Origin of the sequence: Nonomuraea sp. LP-02 (genome assembly GCF_036289125.1) — a bacterium.
GTDB classification, from domain to species: Bacteria; Actinomycetota; Actinomycetes; order Streptosporangiales; family Streptosporangiaceae; genus Nonomuraea; species Nonomuraea bangladeshensis.
In genome coordinates this window covers 3,211,963-3,228,145 of record NZ_JAXCLK010000001.1, presented here as the reverse complement: position 1 = coordinate 3,228,145, position 16,183 = coordinate 3,211,963, and the positions used below count along the sequence as shown (strand labels likewise).

General features: G+C 73.5%; 17 protein-coding genes. 11 read left to right on the top strand and 6 right to left on the bottom strand.

From position 1 onward, the window contains the following. The first annotated feature begins 1 nt into the window (after position 1). The 5 genes from SMD20_RS15020 to SMD20_RS15000 all read left to right on the top strand — a co-directional run bounded on the left by SMD20_RS15020 (position 2) and on the right by SMD20_RS15000 (position 4,554). Positions 2 to 1,162 carry an ArsA family ATPase gene (locus SMD20_RS15020; protein ID WP_329580731.1) on the top strand — a complete coding sequence of 387 codons (1,161 nt, stop codon included), beginning with the start codon at positions 2 to 4 and terminating at the stop codon, positions 1,160 to 1,162. A gap of 57 nt (positions 1,163 to 1,219) precedes the next feature. After that, positions 1,220 to 1,654, top strand: a complete 435-nt coding sequence (locus SMD20_RS15015) for a DUF5304 family protein (protein ID WP_329580729.1) — start codon at positions 1,220 to 1,222, stop codon at positions 1,652 to 1,654. Between the two features lie 14 nt (positions 1,655 to 1,668). Further along, positions 1,669 to 2,601, top strand: a complete 933-nt coding sequence (locus tag SMD20_RS15010) for an ROK family glucokinase (RefSeq protein WP_329580726.1) — start codon at positions 1,669 to 1,671, stop codon at positions 2,599 to 2,601. A 10-nt stretch (positions 2,602 to 2,611) separates the two neighbouring features. After that, entirely contained in the window at positions 2,612 to 3,325 is a 714-nt protein-coding gene (locus tag SMD20_RS15005; RefSeq protein WP_329580723.1) for an endonuclease/exonuclease/phosphatase family protein, read from the top strand. Positions 3,326 to 3,423: 98 nt separating this feature from the next. Beyond that, positions 3,424 to 4,554 (top strand): hypothetical protein, encoded by a 1,131-nt coding sequence (locus tag SMD20_RS15000; RefSeq protein ID WP_329580720.1) that lies wholly within the window; start codon positions 3,424 to 3,426, stop codon positions 4,552 to 4,554. Between the two features lie 34 nt (positions 4,555 to 4,588). Here SMD20_RS15000 and SMD20_RS14995 read toward each other — a convergent pair whose 3' ends face one another. Both SMD20_RS14995 and SMD20_RS14990 read right to left on the bottom strand, forming a co-directional pair. Next, a complete protein-coding gene (locus SMD20_RS14995) occupies positions 4,589 to 5,053 on the bottom strand; it encodes a hypothetical protein (RefSeq protein WP_329580717.1) in 465 nt (154 codons plus the stop codon). 46 nt (positions 5,054 to 5,099) lie between these two features. Next, positions 5,100 to 5,858 (bottom strand): alpha/beta hydrolase, encoded by a 759-nt coding sequence (locus SMD20_RS14990; RefSeq protein WP_329580716.1) that lies wholly within the window; start codon positions 5,856 to 5,858, stop codon positions 5,100 to 5,102. Between the two features lie 160 nt (positions 5,859 to 6,018). Here SMD20_RS14990 and SMD20_RS14985 point away from each other — a divergent pair, with 160 nt between their 5' ends. Beyond that, positions 6,019 to 6,726 carry a lysophospholipid acyltransferase family protein gene (locus SMD20_RS14985; protein ID WP_329580713.1) on the top strand — a complete coding sequence of 236 codons (708 nt, stop codon included), beginning with the start codon at positions 6,019 to 6,021 and terminating at the stop codon, positions 6,724 to 6,726. A gap of 64 nt (positions 6,727 to 6,790) precedes the next feature. Beyond that, the gene (locus SMD20_RS14980; protein ID WP_329580711.1) at positions 6,791 to 7,213 is read left to right on the top strand and encodes a DoxX family protein; all 423 of its coding nucleotides are present in this window, start codon (positions 6,791 to 6,793) and stop codon (positions 7,211 to 7,213) included. Positions 7,214 to 7,289: 76 nt separating this feature from the next. On the opposite strand, the gene mmuM is transcribed toward SMD20_RS14980, so the two are convergent. From mmuM to SMD20_RS14965, 3 genes are all read right to left on the bottom strand, one after another. Beyond that, complete coding sequence (gene mmuM / locus SMD20_RS14975) at positions 7,290 to 8,156, bottom strand: homocysteine S-methyltransferase (protein WP_329580708.1); 867 nt, start codon at positions 8,154 to 8,156, stop codon at positions 7,290 to 7,292. A 102-nt stretch (positions 8,157 to 8,258) separates the two neighbouring features. After that, the gene (locus SMD20_RS14970) at positions 8,259 to 10,700 is read right to left on the bottom strand and encodes a VIT domain-containing protein (protein WP_329580706.1); all 2,442 of its coding nucleotides are present in this window, start codon (positions 10,698 to 10,700) and stop codon (positions 8,259 to 8,261) included. Then, positions 10,697 to 11,320 carry a MerR family transcriptional regulator gene (locus SMD20_RS14965; RefSeq protein ID WP_329580704.1) on the bottom strand — a complete coding sequence of 208 codons (624 nt, stop codon included), beginning with the start codon at positions 11,318 to 11,320 and terminating at the stop codon, positions 10,697 to 10,699. Before SMD20_RS14965 ends, SMD20_RS14970 begins: the two co-directional genes overlap by 4 nt. A gap of 128 nt (positions 11,321 to 11,448) precedes the next feature. Between SMD20_RS14965 and SMD20_RS14960 the strand changes: the two genes are divergently transcribed. Next, positions 11,449 to 11,916 carry a Dps family protein gene (locus SMD20_RS14960; RefSeq protein ID WP_329580701.1) on the top strand — a complete coding sequence of 156 codons (468 nt, stop codon included), beginning with the start codon at positions 11,449 to 11,451 and terminating at the stop codon, positions 11,914 to 11,916. A 176-nt stretch (positions 11,917 to 12,092) separates the two neighbouring features. Beyond that, a complete protein-coding gene (locus SMD20_RS14955; RefSeq protein ID WP_329580698.1) occupies positions 12,093 to 13,115 on the top strand; it encodes an alkaline phosphatase PhoX in 1,023 nt (340 codons plus the stop codon). 16 nt (positions 13,116 to 13,131) lie between these two features. Here the strand turns inward: SMD20_RS14955 and SMD20_RS14950 are convergent, their stop codons facing one another. Further along, complete coding sequence (locus tag SMD20_RS14950; RefSeq protein WP_329580696.1) at positions 13,132 to 14,046, bottom strand: bifunctional helix-turn-helix transcriptional regulator/GNAT family N-acetyltransferase; 915 nt, start codon at positions 14,044 to 14,046, stop codon at positions 13,132 to 13,134. 22 nt (positions 14,047 to 14,068) lie between these two features. Between SMD20_RS14950 and SMD20_RS14945 the strand changes: the two genes are divergently transcribed. Further along, on the top strand, positions 14,069 to 15,019 hold the full coding sequence (locus SMD20_RS14945; protein ID WP_329580693.1) for a lactonase family protein: 951 nt from the start codon (positions 14,069 to 14,071) through the stop codon (positions 15,017 to 15,019). Positions 15,020 to 15,132: 113 nt separating this feature from the next. Further along, positions 15,133 to 16,158 carry a 6-phosphofructokinase gene (locus SMD20_RS14940; RefSeq protein WP_329580691.1) on the top strand — a complete coding sequence of 342 codons (1,026 nt, stop codon included), beginning with the start codon at positions 15,133 to 15,135 and terminating at the stop codon, positions 16,156 to 16,158. The last annotated feature ends 25 nt before the right edge of the window (positions 16,159 to 16,183 follow it).

Here is a 16,183-nt window from a genome sequence, read left to right as displayed (position 1 = left end):
GGTGGGTCCCCGGGTCCTGCTGTTCACCGGAAAGGGCGGCGTGGGCAAGACCACCGCCGCCGCGGCCACCGCGACCCTCGCCGCGAGCAGGGGCTTGAAGACGCTCGTCGTCTCCACCGACACCGCGCACTCGCTGGCCGACGCGCTCGCCGTCGAGCCCGGCGAGGTGGCGCCCGGCCTGCACCTGCACCAGGTCGACACGCAGCGGACGCTGGAGCGGCACTGGGGCGAGCTGCAGGACTACGCGAGGAGCGTGCTGTCGGAGCTGGGCCTGGACGAGGTCACCTCCGAGGAGATCACGGTACTGCCCGGCGCCGAGGAGGTCATCGCCCTGCTGGAGCTGCGCGAGCACGCGCGCTCCGGCCGCTGGGACGTCATCGTCGTCGACTGCGCGCCGACCGCCGAGACGCTGCGCCTGCTCGCCCTGCCCGAGGCGCTCGACTGGCACGTCAACCGGCTCCTGCCGATCGGCCGCCGGCTGGTGCGGCTGGTCGCGCCGTTCGTCCGCGGCGTGGCCCGGGTCAGCGCGCCCGGCGAGGAGGTCATGAGCGCCGGCGAGCGCTTCCACCGCGGCCTCATGGAGGTGCGCGAGCTGCTCACCGGCGACCAGGCCTCCGTCCGGCTCGTGCTCACCCCCGAGTCGGTGGTGCTGGCCGAGGCCCGGCGCACCCTCACCTCGCTCAACCTGTACGGCTACCGCGTCGACGGCGTGATCGCCAACCGCGTCTTCCCGCCGGGCGGCGCCGACGAGTGGCGCGCCCAGTGGGTGGCGGCGCAGACGCGGCTGCTGACCGAGGCGGAGCAGTCGTTCGCCCCGCTGCCCGTCCACGTCGTCCCCTACCTGCCCGCCGAGCCCGTCGGCAAGCAGGCGCTGACCGACGTCGGCGCGCGGCTCTACGGCGACAGCGACCCGTTCGCGCCGCCCGCCAGCCCTCCGCCGCTGCGCATGAGCGCCGACGAGCTGACCCTCGACCTGCCCGGCGCCGACCGCGCCGACGTCGACCTGGCCCGTAAGGGCGACGAGCTCATCGTCACGGCGGGCCCCTACCGCAGAATCCTCGCCCTGCCCGTCGCGCTGGCCCGCAGGAAGATCAGCGGGGCGGCGCTCCGCGACGGTGTGCTGCGGGTAGCGTTCAGCCCGGGGAGCGAATCCGGCTCCTGAGGAGTTGAGGAGGATGAGCGACCCCGCAGGCAGGGCCGCCGGTTCAGGGAGGGCCAGATGACCGAGAGCAACGACAGGGATCCGATCGGCACCGTCGCCGACGAGGCGCGCAAGCTGTTCGACTCGATCCAGGGACGCGCCACGCGCCAGGTCGGCAAGCAGGTGTTCAACTCGTTCACCGGCGGCGGCCGGAGGGAGCGCGACGTGTGGGAGGAGGCCGTGTCCGACCCCCACGACGAGTACGTCTGCCGCGCCTGCCCGCTCTGCCGGGCGATCGCCGACCAGCGGGAGTCCGGCTCCGCCGCCGCAGCCGCCGACGTGACCGGTCACCTGATGGCCGCGGGCGGTGAGCTGTTCGCCGCCGTCCGGGGCGCGCTCGACGCGCTGAGCCGCCCCGCCCCGCAGGGCGGCACCAGGACGGACCCGCGGAGGGAGCCGCGGCAGGACGACCGGGCCGGCCGCGACGACGTGGAACACATAGATCTGGGATAGGGAGAACGACGGGCATGCTCACGATCGGTGTCGACATCGGCGGGACGAAGGTCGCCGCGGGTGTGGTCGACGACCAAGGGAAGATCGTCGAACACACGCTGCGGCCGACCGCCGCCGATCGCCCCGACCTGGTGGCCGATACGGTGGCCGACGTCGTTCGCGAGCTGTCCGCGGGCCGGCGGATCGAGGCGGTGGGGGTGGGCGCGGCCGGTTTCGTGGACGAGACCCGCTCGGTCGTGCGCTTCGCCCCCAACCTCGCCTGGCGCGAGGAGCCGCTGCAGAAGAAGATCAGCGACCTGGTCGGCCTGCCCGTCGTCATCGAGAACGACGCCAACGCCATGGCCTGGGGCGAGACCAGGTTCGGCGCCGGGCGCGGCCAGTCCCACGTGGTCTGTATGACGCTCGGCACCGGCATCGGCGGCGGCATGGTGTTCGACGGCGCGCTCTACCGCGGCCGGTGGGGCATGGGCGCCGAGCTGGGCCACATGCAGGTCCAGCCGGGCGGCCGGCCGTGCGGCTGCGGCAACATCGGCTGCTGGGAGCAGTACGCCAGCGGCCAGGCCCTGGTCAAGGAGGCCAGAGAGCTGGCCGAGGCCGCGCCGGAGCGGGCCTCCATCCTGCTCGGGCTGGCCGGCGGCAGGATCGACGGCGAGGAGATCACCGAGGCCGCCCGCCGGGGCGACGAGATCGCGCTGGGGGCGTTCGCGTCCTTCGCCGACTGGCTCGGCCAGGGCATGGCCGACCTCGCCGCGGTGCTCGACCCCGGCTGCTTCATCGTCGGCGGCGGCGTGTCCAGGGCCGCCGACCTGTTCATCGACCGGGCCCGCGAGTCCTTCGCCGCCCGGCTCACCGGGCGCGGCCACCGGCCGCTCGCCGACATCCGGCTGGCCGAGCTGGGCGCCGCGGCCGGCGTCGTCGGCGCCGCCGACCTGGCCAGGCTGCGCTAGCGGCCCGTCCGTGACGGTCCGGATCGGCACGTACAACCTGCACGGACTGCGCGACAGCCTGCCCGCGCTCACGCGCGTGATCGCCGGCCTGCGGGCCGACGTGCTGTGCGTGCAGGAGGCGCCCAGGTTCGGCCGGTGGCGGGCCAGGCGGCGCGCGCTCGCCGCCGCGGCGGGCATGCGCCTGGCCACCCCCGGCCGGCTCGGCGGCGTCGCCGTGCTGACCGGGCCACGGGTACGCGTGCTGGAGGCGCGCAGCCACGCGCTGCGCGTCTTCCTCGGGCTGGAGCTGCGCGGGCTCGCGATCGCCGTGGTGGAGGCCGGCGGGGCGCGGCTCGCGGTCGGCTCGCTCCACCTCGACCTCCACGACCCGGCGCGGGTGCACCACGCGGCCGAGGCGGTGGCGCTGATGGAGCGGGCGGCGGCGCCGTACGGGGCGGCGATCGTGCTCGGCGGCGACGTCAACGAGCGGCCGCACCAGCCGGCCTGGCGTTACCTGGCCGGGCGGCTGTCCGACTGCCATGAGGCGGCGGCGTCCCCGTACGGGGAAGTGCCCGGAGGGCTGACGTTCCCGGCCGCGCGGCCCTCGGCGCGCATCGACGGGGTGTTCGCCGCGCCCGAGGCGCGGGTCGTGTCCTGCGGGGGAGCGGACGTCGCGGCGGCCGACCTCGCGGCGGCCAGCGATCACCTGCCGGTGGTGGCCGAGCTGTGCGTTCCCGGTCGCTGACGACAGAAGGGCACACGAAGGGACAAAGGGGGGCATCCGGGCGCCCGAGTCGGGCACCGGGCGGGCGGAGACCGACGGCCAGCCCGTAGCATTTGTTCATGACCCGTCGCTCTCGGCGGCGTGCGCTCTTTCTGATCTTGGCGACGTCCGTGGCCTTGCCGCAGGTCACGCCCGCCGCGCATGCCGATCCCCGCAGCCCCGCCGCGATCGAGGCGTGGCAGCAGTCGACCAGCGTGCGCCTGCAGGCCGACGGCTCGCTGTCCGACGTGCTCGCCGTCTCGTCCGGCGACGTGTGGGCGGTCGGCCAGCAGCAGATCTGGGACGTGTGGAAGAACCGCGGCACCATCCGCCACTGGGACGGCTCCCAGTGGAGCGAGGTGGCCATCCGCGACGCCACGGCGGCCGGCAACCTGCGCAGCCTCGCCGCGGCCGGCCCGTCCGACGTGTGGGCGGTGGGCGACAGCCACGACGGGCTCCCCTACCTGGCGCACGGCGACGTGACCGGTTTCGACCGGGTCCGCCCGCAGGGGCTGCGCTCGGGCGACTGGCTCGGCGGCGTCGACGCCAAGGGCACCAAGGTCGTGGCGGTCGGCAGCCGCGAGAAGCGCGGCCTCGTACTCACCGGCCAGAACGGCACCTGGACGGTGCAGCAGCTCAAGGACAAGGGCGCGCTCTACGCGGTGGCGGGCGGCTTCGCCGTCGGCGACACCGGCACCGAGCCGCTCATCGCGCACTACTCGGGCGGCACGTGGAAGCCGATGCCGCTGCCCTCGATCCCCGGCGGCTACCTCCGCGACATCCAGACCGACAACGCCAAGCGGGCGGTCGCGGTCGGCGGCGTCTACAGCGGCCCCGGCGACATCGCGCCGCTCGCGCTCGTCTGGAACGGCAAGCGCTGGAAGCGGCAGAGCCTGCCCGTCACCGGCGCCCGGCTCTACGGCGTGACCGGCGACGGCAAGGGCCGCTACTGGATGACCGGCTACGACCCCGACCGGGCGGCCGAGCCGTTCGTGGCGCGCTGCGAGAAGGGCGCGTGCTCGATCATCCGGGGCGGCGCCGACAAGGGCCGCAGCAGCGTGCGGCTCCAGGCCGTCACCTACCTCGCGGGCAAGGGCGCGGTGTGGGCGGTCGGGCACGCGGTCGACACCTCCGACCGCTACACCGACGTCGTGGAGTCGTTCGCCCCGAAGACCACCGCCGCCTCCACCGCCGCCCGTACGAGATCCTGAGCCGGCGGCGCGCCGGCCGGAGCGGTCAGAGCGGTCAGAGCACCGCGCCGTCGTCCCAGCCGGAGTCGTTGGACGGCGGGCCGTCGCCCATGCGCACCACCAGCGCCACGAATCCGCCGATGAACGCCGCCACCGCCGTGAACAGCGCCCACCCCTCCATGTGCCAGTTCGCCATGGCGGCGATCAGGAGGTAGGCGGGGCCGCCGAACAGCGCCACCCACGCCACCTTCGTCGCCAGGTCGACCTTGGGCAGCGGCGGGGGCGGCGGCGGCACGTAGTGCCCCTCCTCCTCGCCGTCCTCGCCCTCGTCGTGCTTGTCCTCGGGTTCGTCGAGGTCCTCTTCGAGCTCCTCCGAGGGTTTCACCACCCGCCGGGTGGGCTCCGCTGGGACGTTCTCGCTGTCCGGCCATGGCTGGTCGGCCGAGTCGCGCTCGGCGGTGTCGTTGAAGGACGCGACGATCTGCCGCCAGACCTCGTCCTCGTCACTCTGGGGCGTCACCTAGATGGGCCTCTCCACAGTGATCGCGACTTCCCCCTGGGTGCGATCAGTCCCTCTGCAAGGGTACCGAGGCATGTGTACGGATGAAGTCGAGGCTGCCGGCAAAGATCGTGTCGGCGTCGTTGTCGAGCGTCGCAACATGATAGCTATCGGTAAGCTCCTCGATCGTGGCGTGCGGGACCCTCCGGCGGATGATCGCCACACTCGTAGGCTTCACCACGTGGTCGTCCACGCTGCGGTAGACCAGCAGCGGCTGCGTCACCTTCGCCAGGTCGGCCTGCACCAGAGCCCACAGGCCGGGCAGCGAGGCCGCCGCCTTGACCGGGGTGCGGGCGTAGGCCAGCTCGCGCGCGCCGGCCTTCTTGACGTCGTTCGCGACGCCGGGCACCGACGGCACGAACCATTTCAGCAGCGGCGCCAGCCGCAGCAGCGGGACGTCGCTGGCGATGGACGGGTTGACCACGACCGCACCCCTGACGGCCGGGCCGTGCACCTCGGCGAGCCGCAGCGCCAGGCAGCCGCCGAGCGACAGCCCCGCCACGAACACCTCGGCGCAACGCCCCTGGAGGTCCTCGAACGCCTTCTCCACCTCGGCGTACCAGTCCTCCCAATGGGTGCGGTTCATCTCCTGCCAGCGCGTGCCGTGGCCGGGCAGGCGGGGCAGCGAGACGCTGAGCCCGTGCGCCGCGAGGAACTCCGCCCATGGCCGCAGCGACTGCGGCGTGCCGGTGAACCCGTGGCAGAACAGCACGCCGACTTGGCCTCCGTCGTGGTGGTAGGGCTCCGCGCCTGGCATGAGCGGCATAACAGCTCCTCCATGCAGTTTCATTCCAGCTGTTCATCCTGGAACGGCCCGATCGTCGCACGTTCAAGGGTGTTTGTGCGAGAGCTGGTGTAGTTGCAAGGCGCTCGGGATGGGAAGATGACTCTGCCCGCGGACAAATTTCCTGGAAAGAGGTGCCGGAGTGTTCTACTGGGTGGTCAAGGCCATCTTGGGGCCGTTCCTCCACCTCGTGTTCAGGCCGTGGGCCGAGGGCGTCGAAAACGTGCCCAGAGAGGGCGGAGTGATCCTGGCCGGCAACCACCTGTCGTTCGCCGACCACTTCTTCGGACCGCTCCAACTCAAGCGCAAGGTCATCTCGCTCGGCAAGTCCGACTACTTCACCGGGCGCGGCATCAAGGGTTTCTTCGCCAGGCTGTTCTTCAGCGGCGTCGGCACCGTGCCGATCGACCGCTCCGGCGGCAAGGCCAGCGAGGCGGCGCTCCGCACCGGCCTGCGCATCCTTCGTGAGGGACACATCCTCGGCATCTACCCCGAGGGCACCCGTTCGCCCGACGGCAGGCTCTACAAGGGCAAGACCGGCGTCGCCCGGCTGGCGCTGGAGTCGCGGGCCCCGGTCATTCCCTGGGCCATGGTCAACACCTACGAGATGATGCCGCCGGGACGGCCGCTGCCCAAGCTCGGCATCCGGCCTGGCGTCAGGTTCGGCAAGCCGCTCGACTTCTCCCGCTACTACGGCATGGAGGACGACCGGCTGGTGCTGCGCGCGGTCACCGACGAGATCATGTACGCCCTGATGGAGCTGTCCGGCCAGGAATACGTCGACAAGTACGCCGTCAGCGCCCGCATCGAGATGGAGCGGGCCGCCCGCGCGACTGGCGCGGCCCAGTAGTGAACTGACGGTAGCGACTCGGTGGCGTAGAGTGATGAGCGCTGTCCGTAGCCGAGGAGACCGCATGCTCGACCAAGCCCGTCCCGTCGTCCTGCTGCTGGCCAGGATCGCCCTCGGGGTGATCTTCCTGGTGCACGGCTATCAGAAGTTCGCCATGGGGATCGCGGGCACGGCCGAGTTCTTCGCCGCCGCCGGCATCCCGCTGCCCGGGCTGGCCGCGCCCGCCGTGGCCGGGCTGGAGGTGGCGGGCGGCCTCGCGCTCGTGCTCGGCGCGGCGCTGCCGATCGCGGGCGCGCTGCTCGCCCTCGACATGATCGGCGCGATCGTCTTCGTCCACGGCCCGCACGGGCTGACCGGCGACGGCGGCTACGAGTTCGTCCTGGCGCTGGCCGCCGCGAGCCTCGCGGTCGGCTTCACCGGCGGCGGCGCGTTCGCCCTCGACAACGCACTGACCCGCCGCCGCCCCGCCCAGCCCGTCATCACCTGAGCCCTGCTCTGCCCTGCCCAGCCCTGCCCTGCCCCGCCACGGCCCGCCCGCCGGTCAGCGGGCGGGCGTTCGGCGTTCAGGTGAGGTGGGCGCGGATCTGCTCGATGTGCTGCGGCGTCGTACGGCAGCAGCCGCCGATGAGCGACGCGCCCGCCCGCTGCCACTCGGCGGCCGCCTGCCCGAACTCCACCGGATCGGCGAGCCCCAGCCAGCGCCGGTGGCCGGCGTCCCAGCTCTCGCCCGAGTTGGGATAGACCACGACCGGCAGGCCGCCCTGCAGGGCCGCGATCAGCGCGGGCATGTGGCGGGGCGCCGTGCAGTTCACGCCGACGGCGACCACCCGCGCGTTGCCCGCGAACAGGGCCGCGGCCTCACGGATCGGGGTGCCGTCGTTCAGCCGCTCGCCGTCGCGGCAGGAGAAGCTGACCCACGCCCTGACGCCGGGCGTGCCCTCCAGCAGCCGGGCCAGGGCCCGCGCCTCCGGGTAGGAGGGGATGGTCTCGCAGGCCAGCAGGTCGGCCCCGGCGGAGGCGAGGACGTCCCACCGGCGGCGGTGCCAGGCGTACAGAGCGTCCTCGTCGAGGTCGTAGTCGCCGGTGTACTCGGCGCCGTTGGCCAGGAAGGCGCCGTACGGGCCGACGGACGCCGCCACCAGGCCGCGCCCGGCCGCGTCGCGGGCCTGCCTGGCCAGCTCCACCGACAGCCTGATCAGCGCCTCCGCGCGGGAGGCGTCGAGTCCGTGGCGCGCGAAGCCCTCGAACGTCGCCTGATAGCTGGCCGTCGTGGCCACGTCGGCGCCCGCCGCGAAGTAGTCGGCGTGCGCCTGGCGGATCAGCTCAGGGCGTTCGAGCAGCAGGCGGGCCGACCAGAGCTCGTCGCTGAGGTCGGCGCCGAGGCGTTCGAGGTGGGTGGACAGGCCGCCGTCCAGGACAAGTGTGGTCACCCGTACAGGGTATTTGCGCCGCGGGCACCTCCGGCGCAAACACAGCATCGCGTGCTCCGGCCGCCCGGGAGCCTGGCGGGCTCCCGGGCGGCGGTTTTCTGGTCAGGAGCGCTTCCAGAAGGGGCCGCGGCGCGGGCCGTCCGGGGCGTCCGGCGGGTTGGGCGGGGAGCCGAGCATGGCGGTCAGGGCCGCGACGGCGTGGTCGTGGAGCGCGCGGGCGTCGGCGCCCGGCCGCTCGGCCGCCTCCAGGTCGCGGGCCAGCTCCTCCAGCCGCTCCTCGCCGCCCAGGTACGCCGCCAGCGCCGCCAGCCGCGTGCCGAGGTCGGCCAGGTACGTCAGGTCGGGCGCCGGCAGGGCCTTGAGCCGGTCCAGCTCGGCGGCGAGCTGCGGGCGTACCGCCTCCACCCCCTGCGTACGGCGCGGCGCGGGCCGCGACTTGCCCCGCCCGCGCAGGCCGCCGCCGGCGGGCGGACCGGCGGGGAAGGGGGCCATCGGCGGCGGCATCGGCGGCCGCCCGGGGAAGCCGGGCCCGCCACCCGGCCGGCCGCTTTCTGGAGCACCGGGCCCGCCGCCAGGAGCGGCCGGACCGGAGGTGAGGAAGTCGGGGACGTCCAGGTCGTCGAAGCCCCCGGCCGCCTCCAGCCTCGGCTCCGGGGCCCGCATCCGGGGAGCGGCGGGCGGCATGGCCATCAGGGCCGCCGCGGCGAAGGTGCCGCCCGCCGGCGGGACCGGCGAGTCCCAGCCGCTCGGCGGCTCGACCGGCTGGATGACATGGTGCTCGGGCTCGCCGCCGGCGACCTGGCGGGTGTCCACGGCCACGTACGCCGTGAAGCGGCACAACACGCCGTTCTCCAGCGAGACCCGCACGATCCGGGATTCGAGGTCGTGCTCGCCCATGGCGTACCGGTCCTCGAGCTCGCGCAGGTGCGCGCGGGCCCAGACGGCGCGCAGGGCCGGGGCGTCCACCGGCACGCCCTCGACCCGCTCCTCCCACGGCCCGCCCGCGGCCACTCCGCGTACGGTCACCGCCGAGCCCTCGCGGCACCGCCCGTACACGCGCAGCGGCACGCCAGGGAAGATCGAGCCGAGGTGGGTGACGGTGCCGGGCTCGACGTCCAGGCCGTCGAGCGAGAGGTCCGTGACCAGGGGGGCGCCGATGCGGCGGTGGATGTGCTCCATGGCGGCGTCGAGGCGGTCCTCCGACTCGACCAGCTCGCACCGGCCGGCGCCGAGCCCGGCCAGGCGGCCGAGGAAGCCGGCGTTCACGGCCCGGTCGATGCCGACCGCGTGCACCCGCATGGCCGAGAGCGCGCCGCCCGCCTGCTCCAGGATCTGGTCCTCGTTGCCCACCTGGCCGTCGGTGACCAGCACCACCACCCGCTCCCGCCCGGCCTCGCCGCCGCCCAGCAGCGTGACGGCCTGGCGCAGCGGCTCCAGCAGCTCGGTGCCGCCGCGGGCGTCCACGCGCGCCAGGTGTTCGACGGCGCGGTAGCGGTTGCGGTCGGACGCCTCTGCCAGCCCCTCGAAGGCCCGCTCCACCACGGAGTCGAACGTCAGCACCGCGAAGCGGTCCTGTGGCGTCAGCGTGTCCACGATGCGGGCGGCGGCCCGGCGCGCGGCCACCATCTTCCAGCCGCCCATGCTGCCCGACCGGTCGAGCAGCAGCACCAGGTCGCGCGGCGTGCGGGTGGCCTGCAGCGGCGGCGGCACGACGGTGAGCGCGAACGTCCGCGTCTCCCCGCCGCCGCCCCCGTCGAGCTGGAGCGACGTGGACGCCTCGAACGACAGGCGCAGGACGAAGTCGCGGTCCAGCCGCTCGCCGGGCTTGAGGCGTACGGTGTTGCCCTCCTCCTCCACGACATGGAGGCTGGAGGCCAGCTCGCGCAGCTCCAGCCCGGCGGCGTCCACGGTCGCGGCGAGCGACAGGCGCACCGGGTGGGGGAAGCCGGGCAGCAGCACCGGCGGCGTGATCCGGGAGGCGTCCGGCACGGCGCCGGTGTCGGGCGCGACGCCGCCGCCCGCGGGCGGGCCGTCGATCGGCTCGCCCGGGATGTAGCGCGGCGCCACGACGAGCGGGAAGCGGAAGGTGGCCGCGCCGTCCTCGTACGGCAGCGGCTGGCTCATCGTCAGCCGCACCGAGACGCGTTCGCCGGGCAGGATGTTGCCCACCCGGATGGTGAAGACGTCGGGACGGTCCTCCTCGGCGATGGCCGCCCGCCTGCCCTCGCGCAGCGCCCGGTCGTAGTCGGCCCTGGCCTGCGCCCGTTCCTTGAGCACGCCCTCGATGACGCGGTCGTCGGCCTCCATGCGGAAGCCGGTCACGGCGGCCCGGTCGGGCAGTGGGAAGACGTAGGTGGCCTCCAGCGTGACGTCGTACGGGTTGCGGAAGCCCTGCGTGACCTCGACCCCGGCGATCAGGCCCGAGATGTCCGCCGCGACGTCCACGCTCTCCAGCGGCAGGTTGCCGCGTTCGGTCAGCAAGGCGCCGAACCCGGCCTCCGGCACCGGCAGGCACCGGGCGGGCTCCAGCGAAGTGATCTTCATGTCAGCTCCCTCTCCGTAAGCACCGCGAGCAGCGGGCCCGCCGCCGCCAGCACCGCCTGGACGTCCTCTTGCGACGGGACCCGGCCGCCGTCCCACACGAGCCGGACCCCGCCTCCCAAGCTGATCCCCGTCACGATCATCGGATCCCCGGCCGCCGCGGGCGCGTTCCCCGAGCCGGTCGCCGGCCGCTCCGCCCAGAACCGCCCGCGCCCGCCCGGCGCCCCGTTGGCGGACGCGACGGGCGGAGGGACAGAGGGGGCGACCGGGGGAGGGGCCGGGGAGTGGGCAGGGGAGTGGGCAGGGGGATGGGCAGGGAGGGACGCCGTCTCCTCCAGGGTGCGGTCCGTCGCCCCCGCCAGCGTCGCCTGGATGTCGGCGATCGAGCGCCCCGCCGCCTGCAGGCGTTTGACGGCGACGAGCTGCAGCAGGTGCCGCCGCCCGTACTGGGCGACGCGGCCGCGCCGGGTGAGCGGCGGGTCGAGCAGCCCGATGGTGGTGTACCACCGGATCAGCCGTTCCCCGGGCACGTCGCGGACCCGCCCGCTGAGCGGCGCGGCGCCGTCGCGCAGGGCGCGCGCCGCGTGCTCGGCCAGCTCGCCGATGGTCCAGGTCTCGCTCATACCTCCACAATGACACTGTCACTATTGCAGTGTCAATGTTAGGCCGCCGCTGAGCTGGGCAGGGGGACAGACGTTGCCGATTGATGGCAAGTAGCAACAAAACCGACGGACGGGGAGGAATCTCGACAATGGCCACGATCAAAGGTCCGCTCTCGGACGACGCCAGGAACACCGTCGCCGAGTGCCTGCAAGGCGCCCTGGTCGACCTGATCGACCTGTCACTGGTCGGCAAGCAGGCGCACTGGAACCTCGTGGGCACTCACTTCCGCTCGGTCCACCTCCAGCTCGACCAGGTCGTCGCGCTCGCCAGGACGCACATGGACACCCTCGCCGAGCGCGCCGTCGCCCTCGGGATCAACCCCGACGGCCGGGCCGCCACCATCGCGAAGGCGACCAAGCTGGCCCAGCTGGAGAGCGGCTGGCTGGAGGACGGCAAGGTCGTCGCGACCATCACGGACTGCCTGGGCGGGGTCAGCAAGCGCATGTACGAGCGCATCCGGCAGACCGAAGAGGCCGACCCGGTGACCCAGGACCTGCTCATCGCCGCGGTCCAGGAGATCGACAAGCAGCACTGGATGTTCCAGGCGATGACCTGAGACGACCTGAGCGGACGAAAAGCCCGACACACCCGGAGCCCGGGGACCGAGGAAGCGGCCCCGGGCTCTCCGCGTGACCGCCCTCCGGCGAGGTTTGCGCAGAGTTTGAACTCGCGAATCCCTGCCATTCATGTCCGTGCGGTCCACTAGCGTGGCACCTAGAGGGAGGCCCCACGATGTCCCACAAGACTCTCCTCCGCACGGGCCCGCTCATGCAGGGCGGCACCAGCCCGTACGGACCGCTCGGCCTGCCGGACGCCGAAGGTCTCGCGCTGCCCTCGGGGTTCACCGCCCGGGTGGTGGCCCGCAGCGGCCACAAGGTCGCCGGGCTGACCTGGCACGCCGCGCCCGACGGCGGCGCCTGTTTCCCCGACGGCGACGGCTGGATCTACGTGTCCAACTCCGAGCTGCCGCTGCTCGGCGGCGCGTCGGCGCTGCGCTTCCGCGCCGACGGCACGGTGGGCGACGCCTACCGCATCCTGTCCGGCACCGATCTCAACTGCGCGGGCGGCGCCACGCCGTGGCACACCTGGCTGTCGTGCGAGCTCGGCCACCGCGGCCGGGTCTTCGAGTGCGACCCCTACGGCGCGCGGGCCGCCCGGCCGCGCCTCGCCATGGGCCGCTTCCGGCACGAGGCCGCCGCCTGCGACCCCGAACGGCGCGTGGTCTACCTCACCGAGGACGAGCCGGACGGCTGCTTCTACCGCTTCAGCCCCTCCGACTGGGGCGACCTCACCGAGGGCACGCTGGAGGTGCTGTCCGGCTCCGGGCACTGGCGAGTGGTGCCGTCGCCGGCCGGGCTGCTGCAGGAGACCCGCCACCAGGTGGCCGACGCGCGCCGCTTCGACGGCGGCGACGCCTGCCACTACGCGGGCGGGGTCTGCTACTTCACCACCAAGGGCGACGCCGGCCTGTGGGCCTACGACGGGCAGACCGGCGCGCTCGACCGGCTGTGCGAGGGGGTGCGCACCATCACGGCCGCGCCCTCCGGCGACCTCTACGCGGCCCGGCGCACCACCCAGGTCGACGTGATCGCGCCCGACCGGGAGGTCACGCCGTTCCTGCGGCTGGAGGGGCAGGCGGGGGTGGAGCTGACCGGCCTCGCGTTCTCGCCGCGTGGCGACCGGCTCTACTTCACGGCCCGGCGTGGCCGCGCGGAGGGTCGTACGTTCGAGGTCACCGGCCCCTTCCGCGCCTGAGAGCCCAGCGGGAGGCTCACAGGTCGAGCGTCCACCACTGCTCGTTGACCTCGACGCCGTTCTCCATGCCCTTCTCCTCCGTCGCCAGCCGGAAGCCGGCCGCCTCGTAGATGCGCCGCGCGCTCACCAGGCAGTCGCGCGTCCACAGCGTGATCCGCTCGCGGCCGTCGGCCCTGGCGTGCCGCAGGCACTCCTCGACCAGCCGCCGCCCGATGCCCATGCCGCGCGCGGACGGCTCGACCAGCAGCATCCGCAGCTTCGCCTGGCCGTCGTCCTCGCGCACGTAGAAGACGCAGCCCACGCGCTCGCCGCCGGCCTCGGCGATCCAGCCGGCGTCCTTGGTGAAGTCGAGGCCCGACACGATGCCGGCGACGGTCTGCTCGAAGGCGGTGCCCCAGCCGTACTCGCCGCTGTAGAGGTCGGCGTGCCGCTGGACGACCCAGCCGAGGTCGCCGGTGCGCGGCGGCCTGATCACGTAAGGCTCCGGCCGGGGCTCCCCGGCGGACAGCAGCGACCTGATCGTGGCCATGCCGCCGACCAGCCGCCCCTGGTCGGCCTCCGGCAGCCCGGACAGCAGGCGCTCGATCTGCTCGGCCGAGCGCCGGTCGAGGTCGGCGTACGTGGCCGAGCCCTTGTCGGTGAGGCGGACGACCTGCTTGCGCGCGTCGGCGGCCGAGCGCTCGCGCCGGATCAGCCCTTCGGCGTCGAAGCGGGTGAGGATCCTGCTGAGGTAGCCGGCGTCGAGGTCGAGCAGCGAGCGCAGCTCCCCGGTCTCCATCGGCTCGGCGTGGGCCAGCTCGAACAGCACCCTGCCCTCGGTCAGCGAGTACGGCGAGTCCAGCATGCCCGCCCGCAGCACGCCGATCAGCTGCGTGTAGAAGCGGTTGAAGGCCCGGACCTCAGAAACCCTTGCTTCCGTCAACGAATCCATTGCCATAGTCAACCATGATTGGATGGGAGTTGTGAAGCTCCTGCGCATCGGCGGCTACGGCCCCGGCATCCTCACCTTCGGCGGCGGCAGCGACGGGCGCTTCGGCGGCGAGGGTGAGCTCACCCGGGTCGCGGCGCCGTCGTTCCTCGCCGTCCACCCCACGCTGCCGGTGCTCTACGCCGTCGGCGAGCTCGAACGCGGCTGGCTCACCGCCTTCGCCGTCCGCGACGACGGGCTCGCGCCCCTCGACGAGCGGCCCAGCGAGGGCTCCAGCCCGTGCCACGTGGCCGTGGACCCGTCCGGCACGCTGCTCGCCGCGACCAACTACGGCGACGGCACGGCGGTGCTCTACCGGCTCGACGCGCGGGGAGCGTTCGAGGGCGAGCCGATCGTGCTGCGCCACGAGGGCTCCGGCCCCGACCCGGAGCGCCAGGAGGGGCCGCACGCCCACGAGGCCGTCTTCCACGACGGCGTGCTGCACGTCTCCGACCTCGGCACCGACGAGATCCGGCGCTACCTGCCCGACGGCACGCCGCTGGAGCCCCTCACCCTGCAGCCCGGCACCGGCCCGCGCCACTTCGCCTTCGCCGGGGGCCGCCTCTACGTCGCGGGCGAGCTCGACGGCACCGTCACCATGATCGAGGAGGACGGCCGGCGCACGATCGCGCCCGCCTCCCGCGTCGCCGGCGTCGCCAACGCCCCCTCCCACCTCCAGCTCGACGGCGATCACGTCTACGTCGCCAACCGCGGCCCCGACACCGTCACCGTGCTGAGCGCCGCGGACCTGGCGCCGGTGGCCGAGGTGCCCTGCGGCGGCGCGTGGCCGCGCCACTTCGCCATCGACGGCGACCGGCTCTACGTCGCCAACCAGCACTCGGGCACGGTGACCGTCCTCGCGCTGAGCGGCGGCGTGCCCGAGCTGACGGGGGAGTCGTACGCGGTGGAGAGCCCCGCCTGCGTGCTGTTGGGCTGATCCTGTCCCTGACGGGGTTCGGCGTTTGGTCTAGACCACTGGCGGGGGATGCGGGCAGAATGCGAGCTGAATACTGAGGTCAGGTTCGTGAACCCCAACGGGAGGAACCCGCCATGCGTATCGGAGTGCTCACAGGGGGCGGCGACTGCCCCGGGCTCAACGCCGTGATCAGGGCTGTCGTACGTAAGGGGGTGAGCGTCTACGGCCACGAGTTCGTGGGCTTCCGCGACGGCTGGCGCGGACCCCTGGAGGGCGACACCATGCCGCTCGACATCCAGGCCGTCCGCGGCATCCTCCCGCGTGGCGGCACCATCCTGGGCTCCTCCCGGACCAACCCGATCAAGATCGAGGGCGGCGTCGACCGGATCAAGGAAAACCTTGCCGCCGGCGGCGTGGACGCGCTGATCGCCATCGGCGGCGAGGACACCCTGGGCGTCGCCAGGCAGCTCTACGAACGCCAGGTCAACGTCGTGGGCGTGCCCAAGACCATCGACAACGACCTGTCCGGCACCGACTACACCTTCGGCTTCGACACCGCCGTCAACATCGCCACCGAGGCCATCGACCGCCTCCACACCACCGCCGAGTCCCACCACCGGGCGCTCATCTGCGAGGTCATGGGCCGCCACGCCGGCTGGATCGCGCTGCACGCGGGCATGGCGGGCGGCGCCAACGTCATCCTCATCCCGGAGAAGCCGTTCGACATCGACCGCGTCTGCGAATACGTCGAGTCCCGCTTCCGCACCCGCTACTCGCCGATCATCGTCGTCGCCGAGGGCGCCCATCCGCTGGAGGGGCAGATGGCGCTGCAGGCGAGCGAGCTCGACGCGTTCGGGCACGTCCGCCTCGGCGGCATCGGCGAGACGCTGGCCAAGGAGATCGAGAAGCGCACCGGCAAGGAGGCCCGCACCACGGTGCTCGGCCACATCCAGCGCGGTGGCACGCCGACCGCCTACGACCGGGTGCTCGCCACCAGGTTCGGGCTGCAGGCGATCGACGCGGCCCACGAGGGCGACTACGGCAAGATGGTCGCGCTGCGCGGCACCGACATCGTCAGGGTGGGCCTCGACGAGGCGACGTCCGAGCTGAAGACGGTGCCGGTGGAACGTTACGCCGAGGCCGAGGTCTTCTTCGGCTAGCGGTCTTCTTCGGCTAGCGGTCTTC